The following is a 17612-nucleotide window of genomic DNA, read 5'->3' on the forward strand; positions in this document are numbered from 1 at the left end:
CTTACTTCACCACGACTAGCCTACTGAATCATACAGTGTGAACATCGGCAGCATGATGGCTGCCACGATAACGCCGACGACAGCTGCCAGGAAAGCGATCAGCAGCGGCTCCAGCAGAGACTTCAGGCGGTCGACGGTGTTCTCTACATCCATCTCGTAGAAATCCGCCACCTTGCTGAGCATCTGATCAAGTGATCCGGTCTCTTCCCCGATAGCGATCATCTGGGTGACCATCGGTGGGAATACCCAGGATTTTTTGAGCGGATCGGACAAGGCATTCCCCCGGCGGAGCGATTCGCTCGCCTGATTGAGATACCGCTCAATGACTTTATTTCCTGCTACTTCGGTTACAATAGACAGCGCCTGCAGCACGGGTACCGAGCTGGCATACAGGGATGACAGGGTACGTGCGAACTGGGCAATCGAGCCTTTTTGATTAAGTTTTCCGAATACCGGAATCTTCAGCTTGGCATAATCGATCCAGTACGCACCGCGTTCGGAACGCTTCATTATGATAAAAGCTGTAATCAGGAGCACCAGTCCGAGTACCCAGTAATACCATTGATGCTGGATACTTTTGCTCAATGCCAGAATAATGACGGTAATGGTCGGCAGCTTGGCATTCATCGATTCGAACATATCGACAAACTGCGGAATAATCGCTACCAGCAGATAGATCGTAACAGCGATCGCCATAATACCTACGGTAATCGGATAGGTTAGCGCCGACTTGATCTTCTCGTGGGTGACATGACGTTTCTCGAAGTAGACCGCGAGCCGCTCCAGCGTACCCTCCAGATCCCCGGATTCCTCACCGGCACGAATCATGCTGATGAACAGCCGCGGGAAAATTTTGGGCGAATCCTGTACAGCTTGTGACAGGGCAATCCCTCGCATCAGCTTGGAATGAACTTCGTGCAGCGTTTTGCGCAGCACTTTGCTCTCGGTCTGCTCGGCGAGTATGCGCGTCGCATCCAGAATCGTTACCCCGGCGCGGATCAATGTCGCGAACTGACGGCAGTATACGATAAAGTCGATCGTCTTGACCGGATTACCGATATAAATCTCCGTCGTCATGAGCGTCTTACGCTGCTCATTTAGTGCGAATACAGTCAATCCACGCCGACGCAGTTCGTCCATGGCAGTTGTTTTATCCGATGCAGTCAATACTCCTTTGAGCTGCTTGCCGTTAATGGTGCGTACCTGATATTCAAATTGCGGCATCAGACACTCACCTCGGGCAGATATAATTTGCCAACAGCCGGATTAATCTGGCCCTGCTGCATCAGATCACGGATGCTCATCTCCAGCGTATGCATACCGGATGATCGTCCGGTCTGCATCATGCTGCGAATCTGATGCGTCTTCTCTGTGCGGATCAGGTTGGCAATAGCTGTTGTATTGATCAGGATCTCGGTTGCACAGACCCGGCTGCGTCCGGACATCGTGGGCAGGAGCCGCTGGGAAATGACTGCACTGAGTACAGCTGCCAGTTGAATCCGGATTTGGCCCTGCTGATGCGCCGGAAATACATCGATAATACGGTCAATCGTCTGCGGTGCATCGGTCGTATGCAGTGTCGCGAATACCAGATGACCGGTCTCCGCCGCAGTGACTGCTGCAGAGATTGTCTCCAGATCGCGCATCTCCCCAACCAAGAGTACATCCGGGTCCTGACGAAGGGCTGCCCGAATCCCGCTGGCAAAGCTCGATGTATCACTGCCCACTTCCCGTTGATTGATCAGCGATTGACCATGGGTGTGTACATACTCGATAGGATCTTCCAGGGTTACAATATGCCGGGATTGGTGACGGTTGATATGACCGATCATCGCTGCCAGTGTGGACGATTTACCGCTTCCGGTTGGGCCGGTTACCAGCACCAGGCCTTGTGGCTTTTCAGTGAGTGTTTTGAGCAGAGGTGGCAGCCCCAGCTGTTCTACTGTAGGAATCTGACTGGTAATAAGCCGGACGGCTATGCTGACCGCTCCTTTTTGCCGGTAGATATTGATCCGGAAGCGCGCCATATTTCCCAGGGAATAAGAGAAATCGAATTCTCCTTTGTCCTGAAAATGCTGCCGCTGTTCTGCATTTAACAACATTTCTGATGCCTTCTCCGTATCTTCTGCGGTCAATATCTCACCAGGTTGTGCAGTCAGATGTCCGTGAATTCGCATAATGGGCGCCGAGCCGATAGAAAGGTGGAGGTCAGATGCCCCCAGCTGCTGCATGCTGCTCAGTAATTCGTGGATATTGTGAGTGGTTGAGGCCATTCGTGCATCCTCCCTCCTGTGCCAAGAATATAAGTCTATTAATAAGAAACGGTCTCTCGCATGACTTCTTGAATGGTAGTGACTCCTTCTCGAACTTTCTGCAGACCATCTCTGACAAGTGTGATCATCTGCTGCTCGTCTGCCGCTTCCCGAATCTCTTCGACAGACGCATTATCCGTAATACTCTGGCGGATACGCTTATCCACTTTGAGCACTTCATGAAGAGCTACCCGTCCGCGATAGCCGCTGTGATTGCAGTTACCACAACCGCGGCCTTTATGCAGTTGTTCCGTATGGATACCGTAACTTTGCAGCAGGATGTTCTCCTGCTCGGATGGTGTATAGACGATTTTGCAATCAGGACAGATACGCCGTACGAGCCGCTGGGCGACAACGCCGATCAGAGAAGATGCGATTAGATACGGTTCTACGCCCATATCACGCAGACGCATTACGGTACTGACTGCATCATTCGTATGCAGTGTCGACAATACCAGGTGACCGGTCAGGGATGCGCGCACCGCTATCTCGGCTGTTTCGTTATCACGGATCTCTCCGACCATGATGATATTCGGATCCTGACGCAGAATCGAACGCAGTCCGGAGGCAAAAGTAAGGCCTATCGCAGGATTCACTTGTACCTGATTAATCCCTTCCAACTGATACTCCACCGGATCTTCAACTGTAATCGTGTTGGTACTTTCCACATTCAGTACATTCAGTGCTGAATAGAGCGTGGTCGTTTTACCACTGCCCGTTGGACCGGTAATCAGCAGAATGCCATAGGGATTGTCGATCATTTCTTTGAACAATTTGGCATTGTAATCATTAAAGCCCAGCTGTTCGAGCGGCTTGACGCCCGTACTAATATCCAGCAGACGCATAACAATTTTTTCGCCGTGCATGGTAGGCAGAGTGGATACGCGAATATCGACCATTTTCAGATCAAATTGCATTTTGATTCGGCCATCCTGCGGCAGACGCCGCTCGGCAATATTCAGACGGGACATAATTTTGAGACGGGCGGTAATGAAGCCCTGCATCTGCTTGGGTACATGACGCTCGGTCTGCAGCAGTCCATCGATCCGGTAGCGGATTGCGACATCATTTTCACTGGGATCAATATGAATATCCGAAGCTCTTAAGTGAACCGCTTGCTGGATCATCTGATTGACCAGTCTCACGACCGGCGAGGATTCATCCGTAATCTCGGTCTCTTCAATCTCCTCGGCTGTAGGCAATTCCCCCATCATCTGGCTCATGGAATCGCGCAACCCATAGTAATGGGCTATTGCTCGCTGCAGTTCATCCCGGCTGGAGATCGCCGGCTCAATCCGGAATCCGGTACTCATACGCAAATCTTCTATTGCAAAATAATCCAGTGGATCAGCCATCGCCACCATCAGTTTGCTGCCATCCTTCATAAAAGGAAGCACCTGATAGCGCTTGGCCATACTCTCGGGAATAATCTGGGTTACGGCCGCATCGATCTGATATTTGAACAGATTGACATGTGGAATGCCCAACTGGAATTCCAGCACTTCGATCAGCTGCTGTTCCGTAATATATCCCTGCGCCAGCAGCACATCCCCAAGCTTGCGCTTGGATTTGCGCTGCTCCTCCAACGCCTGATTAAGCTGTTCTTCGGTAATAAGTCCATTTTCAAAAAGAAGGTCGCCCAGCTTTTTCTTCATTATCTTCATCTACGGGTTCAACTCCATCAGGCATATTAGGAGGCTTTATCTGATATATCGTTTATTGTTTTCGAATATCTTAAGAACTACTTTTCGGCATCTTAATGATAAAATAGTCCTATTATTTAAGTCCTACTTATTCTAATATTATAAATAATATTTAGCAACCGATATATTAAGTAAATTACCTACCTCATTTTTATCGGACTTTCGACTCAATAGTTTAGCAAGAATTTAAAAATATTGGAGGTTTATGTATTTGAAGCCTAAAAGTGCAATAATATTCCTTTCTATCATCCTGCTAGGATTACTTACCATACCGCTTGTACAGATGATTGCAGGCGCATCTACTCCTTATCAGATTCGTATTCTCGAGATCAACGATAATGGTACATTTGCACTGCAGGAGAAACTTCAGGGCAGCTCCAACTTCACTGTCACTACCATGCGTATGAAGCAATTCGTCGCCATGCGTGAAGAACTGGATGGCAAATATGACGCCATCTATATCGGTAGTGGTTCATATAATACAACGGGTGTACAAGGACAGGATCATAATACAACCAATGTAATGAATGACATCACCGCCCTCAAAGCCAAAGATATTATCACCAACTATATTCAAAAAGGACTACCGGTCATTCTGAATCAGGCGCTGCTGAAACAGCCGACTACGAGCAGTAATGCCCATCTGCTCTATGATTACTTCTCGCCTTATCAGAGTGCTTCTACACGACCGGCTAACGTGTTTTTTATTACCGATGAGCAATTGGCGCCGCTGGTTCTGCGGATGAACGATACCAATGACCGTATGTACCGAATGATGACCCAGCGCCCACAGCTCAGTATCAGCAACAAGCCTGCAGATTACGAGACACCTGCGGGACAGTCGGTTGTTTACAGACAGGGTAATGAACTTCGCTTTGACTTTAATGTGGATAATGTATCGGGATTAAATGATGGCAATGTAGAAGCTAATCTATATCTCGGAATCGACAAGGTACTCAAGATGGGAAGTGATCAGCTGGTTGCTACCGAGAAGCTGGACAGCACACACGGAACTCTGAGCTACAAGCTGCCCAAGGCATATTCGGGGTTGCTGTACTGGAAACTGGAAATTGTAAACCTCCAGGCTGGTACAACTCTCACCAATTACACCACCGGTGTAATTCGGTATCAGGATGAGAAAACTGTCGTTCGTGTACTGCAGGTACTGCCATCGGATGGAACTGCCACTACTAACAGCAGCCTGCTAAACAGCGTCAATATGAAGCCTGAATATCTTACGGGAACTGATTACCGACTGGATATTACAGTCAAGACCTTTGAAGAGTTTAACTCTACTGCTTCCCAGAACCTGAATGGAACCTACGACATGATCGTGCTCGGTTTTCGGGATCAATATAATCAGTTTGCTCCTTTGACCGATAACTCGGCTGCTGCGATTCGCAAATTTATCGCTTCCGGCCAAGGTGTCATGTTTACCCATGATACGGTGTTTGACAAAAATGCCGCTTCACAAATCTGGCTGAAGTATTTCCAGAGTGACTCTGGCCAGATCGCGCCGAAAACCAATATTGGACTCAATGCCGTGAATAAATCCACTTCAACCGCTGTAGTGAACACCGGTTTGTTGACAGAATATCCATTTGATCTTAGCCAGTCCCCTTCCAATGCCAAAGGCTATGTGGGACAGATCAACCGGACGCATGACCAGTATTTCACCTTGAATCTGGAAGATCCCGAAGTGGTCTCCTGGTACAATATCACCGGCAGCAGCAGGGATATTCAGGATAGCTGGAATCATTACTATACGTATTCCAAAGGCAATGTCACCTATTCCGGTACCGGTCACACAAATACCGGTTTTCCCGAGTGGGAACAAAAGTTGTTCGTGAATACAATGTATCGCGCGTTTATCGGATCCAATCATGCACCGGAGATTACCGTGTCCGCACCAGCGGATGGCAGCACCAAACCATCCTATCTGAAGAACTTTGCACTCAGTTATACCGCCAATGACTGGGATCTCAAAGACCGTAATCTGACCGCAAGCGTCAAATTCAAGCAAGGCGGCAAAGTCCTGACCAATTTAACGATTCCCGAAAAAACCGTATTGTCCGGTCAGGCGATCAATGAGACATTCGAGAATCTACTTCCAGAAGGCGGTACGCTGCAGATCGAGATTACGGTCAAGGACAAACAGGGCGCCATGGCAACCAAAACAGTTAATTTCACTATCGAAAAAGCCGAAGCCAACCTAATGACCAATCGACAGGTTATTTCCGGCGTGACCAATGGAGAAATTGAGCTAAATCATCCGCTGACGCTCGAATATTCGATTACACCGAAGCCGGTCAGCTACAAGTCGGCTAACCCGGATGAACAGCCATCCAGCAAGATGGTCATTTCCAATATTCAATATAGGGAACAGCTGCCTCCCCAGCTGCAGATTACAGATCCTTTGCCAGAAGGTATGATCCGGGAAGGAACAGCTGCAGATGGCTATGTGCTGACTATGCCTATCCCTGATATTCAATACAAACTCACTACCCAAAATGGCATACAGTCTTATGTTCCCGTCATGCCGGCAGACAAAACCGCAGTGACATTCCAGTTAACAGTGACGCCACTTGCCAAAGGCGCCTACAATCTGGTAGATGCAAAATTGAACTATGCAGATATTCGTAATGCTACACGCAATATTGCAGCACTCGGCAATCTAAAAGATTACAGTGTTATGATCCTCGGCGATATTACGATGGACAGTTCAGGATTCTCCACAGCCGGCCGATTAGCCGGAGCAGGCAATGTGAATCTGCCGGGCGGATTCAGTATCGGTACGGAACTTGGAGACAACGCCAAAGGTACACCTGTACTGATCGCCGGCCAAAATCTGACGGTGACAGGCGGTTCCGTCTATAAAGGCAAAGCCGTCTATGGTGATACACTCAGCAAGCCGGAGTATACGAGTTATACCGCTGTTCAGGGAACACCGATTGACTTTGTCGCCATGGGTACACGTCTGCGCAGCATGTCCAGTGATCTGGCCGCCCTGCAATCCAATGGCACAGTGTCCAAATCCTATTCTACCCTGACGCTTACCGGTCAGGACCCGGATTTGAATATATTCCAGGTAGCTGATTCCCAGCTTGGGGATGGCACCAACTCGATCGTAATCAATGCTCCGGCCAGCTCCCATGTACTGGTCAATGTTAGCGGCTCTCAGGTTCAAGTAAGCGGCGGTCTAACGGTCAACGGACCTGTGGCCCAGCATATTCTGTATAACTTCAATCAGGCTTCCAGTCTGAAGCTCAGTAATATCGGAGTGATTGGTTCGGTGCTGGCACCCAATGCGGCGCTGAACTTTGGCGGAAGTATCAAAGGCTCTCTGGTCGGTGCTTCCATGACCGGCAGCGGATACGGTTCCTCTTCTATCCCATTTTACGATGTGGATGTAGAGGCCCCTGCTCCTGCACCAACCAAAGAAGAAATGGTGACGATTGTCTTCCCGGATATCATTTTCAATTCCGTAGTGAAAGTAAGAACACTGGGTCTGGAAGATATCTCGATGCTTGTAGGCGATCAAAAAGCAGTGATTCCAAAAGTATCTCCTGCAGATGCCAACAATAAAGTACTCAGCTGGACTTCTGGTGATCCGCGTATCGTCACGGCGGAAGCCAGTGGTGAAAATGGAGTTGTCAAAGCCCTGGCTCCTGGCAAGACGTTTATCGAAATACGCTCTACAGACGGCAGCAATATTTCGTATAGAGCTAAAGTAACCGTCATCCAGCCAGGACTCACGATAAAAGGGCCTACAGTTGTCAGTATTGAACAACCAGCGGTTCTCAAAGCTGTACTCGATCCATCGGATGATAGAGCTACTATCCAATGGTCCTACAAAAACAGCAATGGTAGTGCAACGCCTGCCAATGCTCTGACGTTTAGCCGGAGAGATTCATGGGAGACCTCTATCACCAGCAATCAGCCCGGCAAATATACAGTAATCGCCACAGTCACCACGGGCAATAGACGTATCTATACGGCAGAGCAGACTCTATGGATTTTTAATATTCGTATCGATGGACCGACAGAGCTGAATATCGGTGAACAAATCAATCTGACCGCTATCACCGACCCAGTTGATGTTACACCGGCTCCGACATTTACCTGGTCTCTTGGTACACCGAACTCAGGAAGTGCGGGGAATACAGGCTCATCCGGGAGTACAGGCAATACAGGTAGCGTAGAGTCTCCAAATCCTTATGCTGATCTAAGTTCAAAAACAGGTTCTACTATCACGCTGACCGCCAAACAAGAAGGAACGGTAAAAGTGACTGTATCTACCGAAAAAGTTACAGCTAGTATGGATGTAATCATTCATCCTGTCTTGAAGCAAATCACGCTTAAAGGTCCTGTCACCATGCATGTAGGCGAGAAGGTGAATTTACTATTGCCTGATGTATCAAAATTTGGTTACATCCCATCTACTGTTGATAGACTGACAGTGTTGGATCACCTCATCTGGAGCATGCCTGCTACTAAAGGAAGTATCGCATTCGAGAATCCTGGTGACATCGATCCAGCGAAAAACGTACAGAATGGTGGAAGTACAATCATCGCACTTCGTCCGGGCCACACGGTAGTTACGCTATCCTACACAGGCAAACCGAGCGTAGTACCAGCTACAATTGATGTTAACGTTTTATACGATACACCTCCCGGCGGGGGAAACAACAATACAGATGATACGAATATCAATGGAGACCGGTACTAATCGGCTCTTTTGAGTTCATCCTAGATTGATGAACGTAAGCTACTGTACAGATATGATTACAGGATCAGCAGGTATAATAACAGAAAAAAGCAGGAAGTCTGATCCGATGATCCGGTCAAGACTTCCTGCTTTTTATATTCGTGATTCGTGATTCGTGATTCGTGATTCGTGATTCGTGATTCGTGATTCGTGTCAACTATGTTTGCATCTAAGTTGCAGTATGCAATCCCGTTACGGGCCGCTGACTTTTTCCTGATTGGAGGATACGTTTTTGACCAGTTCCAGCTTGCCTACTTTGATATTGACCTGCTTGACCCTTGGCAATCCCGAAGGCTGCTGTGCAGTGAATATCTTCTCATCGTATTTAACCTGAAAACGGCTATCCCGATGATCGCTCGACAGATTAAACTGAATCGATGATCCACCTGCCGAAGCTGTTCCTGCTACTGCATTTACCGTCAAATCGCCACGTGCGAAGAAGCCACCTTCCAGTGAAAAGATCGATCCCACCCCATACAACCAGGCGGATGATTCGGTATAAAAGAAGCCCCTGATTATTTTTTCATTGTTCCCAACTGCTTTATTGTTAAATGCATCAAAACGGTTCAGCAAAATGCCTCCTTTGGACATCAGCACCAGTTCCCTGCTATCCAAATCCCGGATAACAGCATCCTGCAGGATAGTCGTATAGACTACCGGTGCAGCTGACTGACCAGTGAGATCGGTTGAAGTATTCGAAGCTGGCGTAGTAGACGCAGGACTCATCACATAAATCGTGGCATCCATGTCGGCTTTGCCTTGAACAATCATTTTGCCAGTGACAATTATGTTGGCTTTGATCTGTACAGGTGTATCTGAAGGATTATTAATAATAAGATTACCGTGTACAATTAGCCACTTCTTGAAGTCACTTCCTCCGGACTGATCTTTCGGATTCTTATCGGGATAGTTAATTTGTGAGAATGTTATTCCATTCAGCTCCAGATCGCCCTCGAACAGCATGGAATCCTGCATATTTTTGAATGTGCTATCCAGCTCGTTCATCTGCTTCTCGTACAGCTGACTTCTATTTTCAAATTCCTGCAGTTCCGCTTCTGTCGCATTACTGGTAGGATTTGCAGGTGGTACCGGTTTGGTAGCCACATGTATGAGTGGCGATTGTCCACCATCATCTGCTGCCGCATCCTTTTTCGCCTGTTCAGCAATCTGTGCAATTAGACTCGATACACTCTTATTCTGTGCTTGATACCATTGCTGCACTTCATTGCGGGATGTATGATTCAGTGCTTCCGTGACTTTATCAATCATAGTCTCTTCCAGATTGATCTGTACGAACTTCTTATTGTTTTTGATTACAATGTTCTCCAGCGGAATGCCGAGTGATTCTTCCAGATTATCAGCTGTACTCTTCATATCTGCATTCACCGGTATGCCTTCTCTGGAAATGGAATCCATGGATTGCACATAAGCTTGTCCGTCACGGGATAAGGCTGGATAAAGAGTCTCCTGCTTGAGATCGCTGCTGCTATTATACCGGTACTCTGCATTCCGACTTAGACGTAGTAGCTGGCCGGAATAAATATTGCCCGTAATGGATGGAGCTCCGTTAAGCGTCAGATTACGCTCCGAACCCAGCGCATAACTGAGAAATTCCGGAAATGTATCTATGGTGACAACCTGCTGCAAAGTGCGGGTCACTCCATTGACCCGTGCTTCAGCGGTTAAAGTAATATGATATAGCGTTGGATATCCGGCAAGACCGTTTACAGCATTATTACTGTATTGAATCCCCGTTAACCGTGCTTCTGCCGAGCCGTTTTGATTCAGCTCGGTATAGACAGGACTTTTCTGTGTCTCAAGAGTACTTGTGATCCCTGTCAGTATATTGTCCAACTGTAGAGGATCAATATCCTGATGACGGTCGAGCTCCTGACTGATATAGGCTATACTTTCGTCCAATGCTTTCTGGGCCAGATGCAGACTCTGCACATCGTTCTCACGCAGTTCGGTACGCTGGGCACCGCCGAGCGTAGCGCTCAGCACAGCTACTCCCAGCACCGTCAGCAGCAGCACAACAAACATAACCATGACGAGTGCCGATCCCTGCTCCTGCTTCCAGAAGACTGTTTTGCCTGAATCCGGCTTCTGTGGCTTGCGGGACATTCTGTTTCCTTCTTTCTAGAATCCGAATTTGCTTTCCAGCGAAGTCTGTGCGGTCTCTCCGCCCATTATGGGATGGGACAGCTTCAGATGGATCTGGATTATACCGCTCTCATAAAAGGCTTGTGCTTCTCTTCCATCTATCTCGATGATCGATCCTGCTTCCAGTACAGACTGTGCTGCGACCAGCTGTGCATCACCCGATCCGGATGTAGTCACGGCAGACTGCGCAGTATTCGTCTGTGCTGCTGTATCCGATGCAGTCGGGAGTCCTGCTGTTGGCTCCGCTCCATTCGATGCTCCACTGCTGGTTGCAGCAGCTGTACAAGAAGGTACTTTGAGCTGAAGCGAACTTCCTTCATGAGTTGCGCCCAGGTAGAGTTTACCTCCGCAGATGTAGACATCCTTGCTTTCCAATTTTTCATCTTCTTTTTCCAGACGGATACCGGCAGGGTGACCATCGGCATCGGTCAGCTGCCGAACACGATCCGGGGCAAATGTATACAGCTGCGTAATAATCGAGGACATCATAATATCCCCTTCCTCGCGCAGCAGGTTCTCGGTATTGATCTGCTGATAGCTGCGCATGCCAAAGGTAGCGACTGCATATACAGCCGTCATGACCATAGTCAGCAGCAGTAGGGTAGGCAGCATCTCAATCAGGGTGAATCCGCGCTGATCGCGCAGTCGGTTAACGAATTTTCTCATTCGTAATATATCCCTCCACGACGGTGTCTTCCTGCCGACTGTTCATTTCAGGTGCTTGAACCTTGACCTGAACAGGCATCAAATAGACCGCTTCTTCCTCCGACATTCCTTTACCGCCGCTCTGCAGCTGGGATTGAATAGATACTTGATAGGTAATCCCATTGATTACCGGATTTAATATATAGGAGAGCGTACTGGTATCATTGACCAGCAGCGTATAAGCACCGCAGCTATCTGCCGTTTTACATAGCCCGGCTTGTACCGTTTTGTTCTCTTCCAGATACTTTTTCCACTTTTCAAAATCCTGCTTTTCCGCATAGACCAGCGCGCTGCGGGCCAGATTGACCATGACGGTTTTGTTCTCATTACTTTTGGAAAAAGAAAGCGAGTCTCCAAAATAAGCCATGAGTCCAAGCGAAACAATCGCAAGAATCACGATCGCTGCCATGACTTCAATCAGCGTAAATCCTTGTTCTTCCCGGAAAGCTCTGCGCATGATAGGCTCCTTTGATTCGATCCTGAAGATCATAGATGATATAATTTTGCTGTTTGTATATATTAAAACGAATCGATTTCACCGTTTTTAAAAGAGACTTAGCTATTTAATTATTCGGCGTTTATGACCATAATATTTAGGTCTATAGTCGCAAAAGTTACAGAATGACGTATATCCATCCTCTCCATGGGATCAATACAGCAAAAAAGCCTATTCCATAGCGGAACAGGCTTCGAATATTGTAATCAAATAAATAGACGGTAGATTTGAAAATACAGGTTCACTCATCCCGAACAGTACATGTCTGTAGATAGCGGCTGTGCATTGCAGTTATGCCAGTGTACCGTTCAAGCGGGTCTGACGGGATGCAGCAATAATGCGGCTAACTTCAGTCAATATGCTATCCATGGAAGATGGATCGTTCACGTCATACTCATCAATATTTAGGCGCAGAACCGGACAGGCATTGAATTCTCCGATCCAGGATACATACCGTTCATGCATCTGTTCCCAGTAAGACACATCTGTCTCGATCTCCATCTGGCGTCCGCGCAGCTGAATACGATTCAGGATCGATGGCAGGCTGCCTTCCAGATAGATCAGTACATCCGGATGAGGAAAATAGGGAGTCATCACCATTGCCTGGAACAGGCTGGTATATGTCTCATAATCGGTAGCAGACATGGTCCCTTTATCAGCATGCATTTTGGCAAAAATGCCGGTATCTTCATAGATCGAGCGATCCTGTACATAACCGCCGCCTGCTTCAAAAATATGCTTTTGTTCCTTGAACCGTTCGGCGAGGAAGTAAATCTGCAGATGGAAGCTCCAGCGTTCAAAGTCATGATAGAACTTCTCCAGATACGGATTATGATCGACTTTTTCGAGGGATGTCTTGAAGTTCAGGCGCTCTGCCAGTTTCGCAGTCAGTGTAGACTTGCCGACTCCTACCGTTCCGGCAATCGTGATCAGCGCATTTTCAGGTATGTTGTATTCGTTCATGTATAAGCTCCTTTAATTGAGAGGCAATCGTATGGAACTGCTCCCGGTTTTCCACAAAATCAACAGCATCGCCGTCAATCGTAATAATTCTCGTCTCTGGCTCACGCAGGGCAATCGAAGCCATCGCTTCATCGTAATCAGCCATCAGCTGTTCCAGATATGCTGTATCCATAGCTTCTTCGAAGACCCGTCCACGTTTCTCGATTCGGGCCAGCAGTGTATCCAGGCTCGCGCGGATATAGATGATAATATCCGGCTTGGGCAGATCATCGGTTAGTACATGATAGATCTGACGGTATTTGTCCCGCTTGACCCCTTTGAGCGTACGCTCGGCAAAGATCATATTTTTGTAGATATGATAGTCCGAGATCACCGGCTGATTTTGGGAAATGTACTGTACGCCGGTATCTTCCAGCTGCTTGTACCGATTACAGAGGAAAAACATTTCCAACTGGAAACTCCATTCATCGATATTGTCATAAAATTTGCCGAGAAAAGGATTCTCTTCGACGATTTCCTTGATAATAGGGAGATTCAGCTCTTCCGCCAGCATGGAAGACAGGGTTGTTTTGCCAGCACCGATTGGACCTTCTACGGCGATAAACGGGGGTTGTGTCATGGGTATGAATGTCCTTCCTGTATTACATGTTCGTTAATAGACTTTATGTATTGTATCACGAAATGAATTGGGGACAATATGAATTTATCCAAAAATAAATACAGGAAGTCTGATATTCATTCAGGCCCCCTGCAAAGTAACTTGATAAATGTCGCAACAAGTAAAGTAGATCAGATATTTGCCATCTCATCTATCCAAATGTTGCAATTTCTGTGTACAGACGCAGCGCTGTCACAGATTGCAATCCCAACATTTATACTTCGGCATCTGTCACATGCATATTCATCCAGTTGATCAGATTTTTCATATCAATCGGTTTGGTAATATAGCGTTCGAATCCAGCTTCTTTTCCTTTGCGAATATCGCTGCTAAGAGCACAGGCAGTAACAGCCCAGACCGGAATCCCGGAGGTGTATTCATGATTCTGAAGGTATTGCAGGCTCTCGTATCCATTCATATCCGGCAGCAAAATATCCACCATAATCAGAAATGGACGATGCTTGAGTGCCAGTTCAATTCCCTGCTTGGCTGTAGCCGCCTCCAACAAAGTTAATTCCGGAAACTTTTTTTTGAAAATGAGACGCATCGTTAACGTACTCAGCTGATCATCCTCAATATACAAGATTTCTTTTGAAGCTGAATTCACTTTATTCCCCCTCCTTTCGGCAAAATAAAAAGACCGAAGAGAAAGAACGCAAGGTTCTTTTTCTCTTCGGCCTATCTCAGCGCATATAATGTCTGAAAGGTATTACCGACGTATTCAGTTCTCAATACTTCATACTCATCGTGCACTCTACCTATTCAAAAATATATACGATAACACTATGATCCTGATCAAAGCTCCAATCGACATACATATCTGCAACGCGTTGTCCCAGCGTATTTTCGAGCTCGACAGCCTGCATGAGCATTCGCTTTTCCAGCCTGCGTTTGGCTGTTTTCAGCAGATTGCCCTGTCCCAGATGAATTAGTTCTTTCTCAATCAGTATGAGTATACCCTGTCGAAAGACGACTAATGTTTTGGGATTGACCCACCACGAGGTAATCATTTCCGGCGCTTTTTGCACATGCCGGGTCACTTCGCTGATCTGGGCATGTATAGCGTCTCTGCCTTCATATTCAAGAGTATCCTTCCAGCCGGCATCCAGCAGACCAACAATAATCCCGGAAGCATTATGGGTTCCCCAATCATAATACATATCGGTAACTTCCGTCTCCAGATGTTCCTGCAAAAAAGCTCTGAGTTCGGGCAGCATGGATTTCATAACCAGCTCTCGTGTATATCGGAATGCCTCTTCCTCTTCCTGACTCAGCAGAAAATTCTCCACCGGACTGATAAACTCGCGCAGATGAAAAATAATGCACTGATCGTTGAGGGCAATGTTTACCGATTGTGGACCTTTACCAAACCGATTACGTAACAGCTTGGTCGTAAAGCTGGTGGCTTGGCTGATAAACTGCCTATACTTCAATACGTACACCCCCATAGGATATAGAAAGGGAAGACTCATGATCCGTCGGGGTTAGATACAGTGCTGCTTAACTTCGGAATCCGAGTAATCAATCTCCAGTATACTCTACCTGATACGAATAAGCGATTTTTTTCACTAAAAGCACCCAGAAAGCCTAGTGGTCATGATCAAAGCTCCAGTCCACATACAGATCCGATACCTTTTTATGAAAAATCTGTTCAACCTGTACATATTCCTCCAGCAGCGTTTTCTCCAGCTTGCCTTTGGTCATCCGCAGCATGTTCTCAAAGCCCAGACCGATAAATTCCTTTTCCAGCAGAATTGTCAGACCCTGGCGGAAAATAAAAAGCGTTCTCGGATTGATCCACCAGGAATCGATCCAGGCCGGAGGCTTTTGCAGTTCGCTGGTCACCCGGATAATCTGCTGATGCAGCTGTTCTTTGCCTTCATAGTCCGAAGTCATTTCCCGATCGGTGCGCAGCAGGCCGACCACAACCCCGGAAGCATTGTAGAGTCCCCAGTCATAATGCATATCCTTGACTTCCAGCTGCAGCTTCTCATGGAGAAAAGTGCGCAGCTCGGGCAGCAGCGACTTCATAATCAGCTCACGGGTATGTCGAAAAGCCTGCTCTTCTTCCTGGCTCAGCAAAAACTTCTCTACCGGACTCAGAAAGTTCTTCAAATGCAGGACGATACACCGGTCGCACAGATAAATAGAGACCGATTCCGGCCCCTTGCCGAATCGGTTCCTTAATAATTTAGTGGTGTAACTGGTGGCTTGGGTGATTATATTTTTGTGGTTCAATGCTTATTACACACTCCCAGCTAAATTGGTAGGATACAACCGTTATTCAGTTGGGATATATCTGCATCACTTAGATTGCTATATCCATCCGTATCCGTTGTATGAATTGTTCGAGGTCAATCGGTTTGGTAATATAACGGTTGAATCCAGCCTGTATTCCCTTGGCAATCTCGTCATTAAAAGCACACGCGCTGATTGCCCAAACAGGGATACTGCAGGTATCGGGACAAGATTGCAGAACAGGAAGAATATCATACTGATGTTCTACCGGAAATTCAATATCGATCATAATCAGTACAGGCTTGTGAGCGCGAGCCATTTGCATACCTCTGGCAGTATCCTCCACTTCCAGCAGCGTCAAATCAGGCAGCTTTTTTCGAAATAATGATCGCATCAGTGCCAGATTTATACGTTCGCTGCCGATGTAGAGGACGTGCATCTTGTCCTGCTCCAATTATAATCATCCTTTCAAAAAAAATAGGCCGAAGAAAGGGTTTGTGCATTCCACCCATTCCCCGGCCTAATTTCAGCGCATGCACCATGTCTGAATTATTACCGAACAGCTATTTTTTTATTTCTTAATCGTTTTATTGTAAATACCTATAAATATATGATAATTAGAGCTCCAGTAGACTCAAGTATCTGACGCCTTCTGTGAAGCGTCTCTCCTGACAATACTGCTTATGCAGAATTTCATTCAGCCTTACGCCTGGTTGAATGTGGCTATTGTTCTACCCCGATGCTACGGTTCTTTTTCCAGCAGTACGGTTATACCCTTTCGAAAGATGACCATGGTGACGGTATGGACCCCTGATGAGTCGATAGAAGAAGCGCACTTCTGCATTAACCTTCCCTATTCATAATATAACTCATTCAAGCCAAGATTTAAATGTTACTACAAAAATTATTTGATTCGTAAGGTATAATTTATAAGTTCATTTCTCCTCACGGTTCTGTAAAGACCCGTTATGCATGCTTCCGATACATACATGAATTGACACACTCTATTATAAGAGTAAAACAAATTAGCATATTATTCAATTCGCGTATGATTAAATTCTGCTTCTTCCAGCTATTCCAATTTCCTTTTATTTATGTTACTAATTAGTAGCTTAATTCATTATACATAAGGGGATACTTAAGTGAGCTGGTACATTTCTGTTTTGAAAAATTATGTTGGCTTTCGGGGGAGGGCCAGCCGATCCGAATTCTGGATCTTTGGTCTGATCAGTACGATAATTACTATAGCCTTGTTAATTATTGATGGTATTCTGGGAACTGAACGATTTATTGCTTCCCTTTATCATCTGGCTGTAACCTTGCCTACTCTTGCTGTTTTGATCCGCCGACTACATGATACCGGACGCAGTGCATGGTGGTATCTGCTTGTACTTATTCCTATTGTCGGTATCATTGTACTGCTCATATTTTGCAGCCAGGATGGTCAATATGATGAGAACGTATATGGCACCAATCCCAAATATAGCTAACCATCCAATCCAAAAAGCCGCCTGTACGGCAGCAAAGACAATAGCGATTCTCCAAAGAGTATCCTGTCATGCTGCCAAAAAGCGGCTTTTTACCATGTTTATTTCATAAAGATAAC

Annotated in this window: 14 protein-coding genes; 2 read left to right on the forward strand and 12 right to left on the reverse strand. The window is 46.6% G+C overall.

From position 1 onward, the window contains the following. Positions 1-15: 15 nt before the first annotated feature. The 3 genes from WH46_RS20985 to WH46_RS20995 are packed head-to-tail and all read right to left on the reverse strand — an operon-like array spanning position 16 to position 3976. Positions 16-1224, reverse strand: a complete 1209-nt coding sequence (locus WH46_RS20985) for a type II secretion system F family protein (RefSeq protein ID WP_046228222.1) — start codon at positions 1222-1224, stop codon at positions 16-18. Beyond that, a complete protein-coding gene (locus WH46_RS20990) occupies positions 1224-2273 on the reverse strand; it encodes a type IV pilus twitching motility protein PilT (RefSeq protein ID WP_017811696.1) in 1050 nt (349 codons plus the stop codon). Before WH46_RS20990 ends, WH46_RS20985 begins: the two co-directional genes overlap by 1 nt. Positions 2274-2311: 38 nt before the next feature. Further along, complete coding sequence (locus tag WH46_RS20995) at positions 2312-3976, reverse strand: GspE/PulE family protein (RefSeq protein WP_046228223.1); 1665 nt, start codon at positions 3974-3976, stop codon at positions 2312-2314. Between the two features lie 250 nt (positions 3977-4226). On the opposite strand from WH46_RS20995, the gene WH46_RS23580 reads away from it, so the two are divergent. Continuing rightward, a complete protein-coding gene (locus WH46_RS23580) occupies positions 4227-8744 on the forward strand; it encodes a DUF5057 domain-containing protein (RefSeq protein ID WP_052714321.1) in 4518 nt (1505 codons plus the stop codon). 231 nt (positions 8745-8975) lie between these two features. Here WH46_RS23580 and WH46_RS21005 read toward each other — a convergent pair whose 3' ends face one another. From WH46_RS21005 to WH46_RS21045, 9 genes are all read right to left on the reverse strand, one after another. Further along, positions 8976-10907: a hypothetical protein gene (locus WH46_RS21005; RefSeq protein WP_046228224.1), complete on the reverse strand. Its 1932-nt coding sequence runs from the start codon at positions 10905-10907 to the stop codon at positions 8976-8978. A 15-nt stretch (positions 10908-10922) separates the two neighbouring features. Then, the gene (locus WH46_RS23585; protein ID WP_052714322.1) at positions 10923-11612 is read right to left on the reverse strand and encodes a prepilin-type N-terminal cleavage/methylation domain-containing protein; all 690 of its coding nucleotides are present in this window, start codon (positions 11610-11612) and stop codon (positions 10923-10925) included. Further along, positions 11596-12108, reverse strand: coding sequence for a type IV pilus modification PilV family protein (locus WH46_RS23590; protein ID WP_052714323.1), 513 nt, complete (start codon positions 12106-12108; stop codon positions 11596-11598). The genes WH46_RS23585 and WH46_RS23590 overlap by 17 nt, the downstream gene beginning before the upstream one ends. A gap of 330 nt (positions 12109-12438) precedes the next feature. After that, positions 12439-13110: a deoxynucleoside kinase gene (locus WH46_RS21020; protein WP_046228225.1), complete on the reverse strand. Its 672-nt coding sequence runs from the start codon at positions 13108-13110 to the stop codon at positions 12439-12441. Next, a complete protein-coding gene (locus WH46_RS21025; protein ID WP_046228226.1) occupies positions 13088-13729 on the reverse strand; it encodes a deoxynucleoside kinase in 642 nt (213 codons plus the stop codon). Before WH46_RS21025 ends, WH46_RS21020 begins: the two co-directional genes overlap by 23 nt. 253 nt (positions 13730-13982) lie before the next feature. Further along, positions 13983-14375 carry a response regulator gene (locus WH46_RS21030; RefSeq protein ID WP_052714324.1) on the reverse strand — a complete coding sequence of 131 codons (393 nt, stop codon included), beginning with the start codon at positions 14373-14375 and terminating at the stop codon, positions 13983-13985. Between the two features lie 151 nt (positions 14376-14526). Beyond that, entirely contained in the window at positions 14527-15210 is a 684-nt protein-coding gene (locus WH46_RS21035; protein ID WP_231584395.1) for a Na-translocating system protein MpsC family protein, read from the reverse strand. Between the two features lie 145 nt (positions 15211-15355). Beyond that, positions 15356-16006, reverse strand: coding sequence for a Na-translocating system protein MpsC family protein (locus tag WH46_RS21040; protein ID WP_046228228.1), 651 nt, complete (start codon positions 16004-16006; stop codon positions 15356-15358). A gap of 70 nt (positions 16007-16076) precedes the next feature. Then, on the reverse strand, positions 16077-16445 hold the full coding sequence (locus WH46_RS21045; RefSeq protein ID WP_156172327.1) for a response regulator: 369 nt from the start codon (positions 16443-16445) through the stop codon (positions 16077-16079). Between the two features lie 703 nt (positions 16446-17148). Between WH46_RS21045 and WH46_RS21050 the strand changes: the two genes are divergently transcribed. Next, positions 17149-17496 carry a DUF805 domain-containing protein gene (locus WH46_RS21050; RefSeq protein ID WP_046228230.1) on the forward strand — a complete coding sequence of 116 codons (348 nt, stop codon included), beginning with the start codon at positions 17149-17151 and terminating at the stop codon, positions 17494-17496. Positions 17497-17612 lie beyond the last annotated feature (116 nt).

It is taken from the genome of Paenibacillus dauci (genome assembly GCF_000971985.1).
Taxonomy (GTDB): Bacteria; Bacillota; Bacilli; order Paenibacillales; family Paenibacillaceae; genus Saccharibacillus; species Saccharibacillus dauci.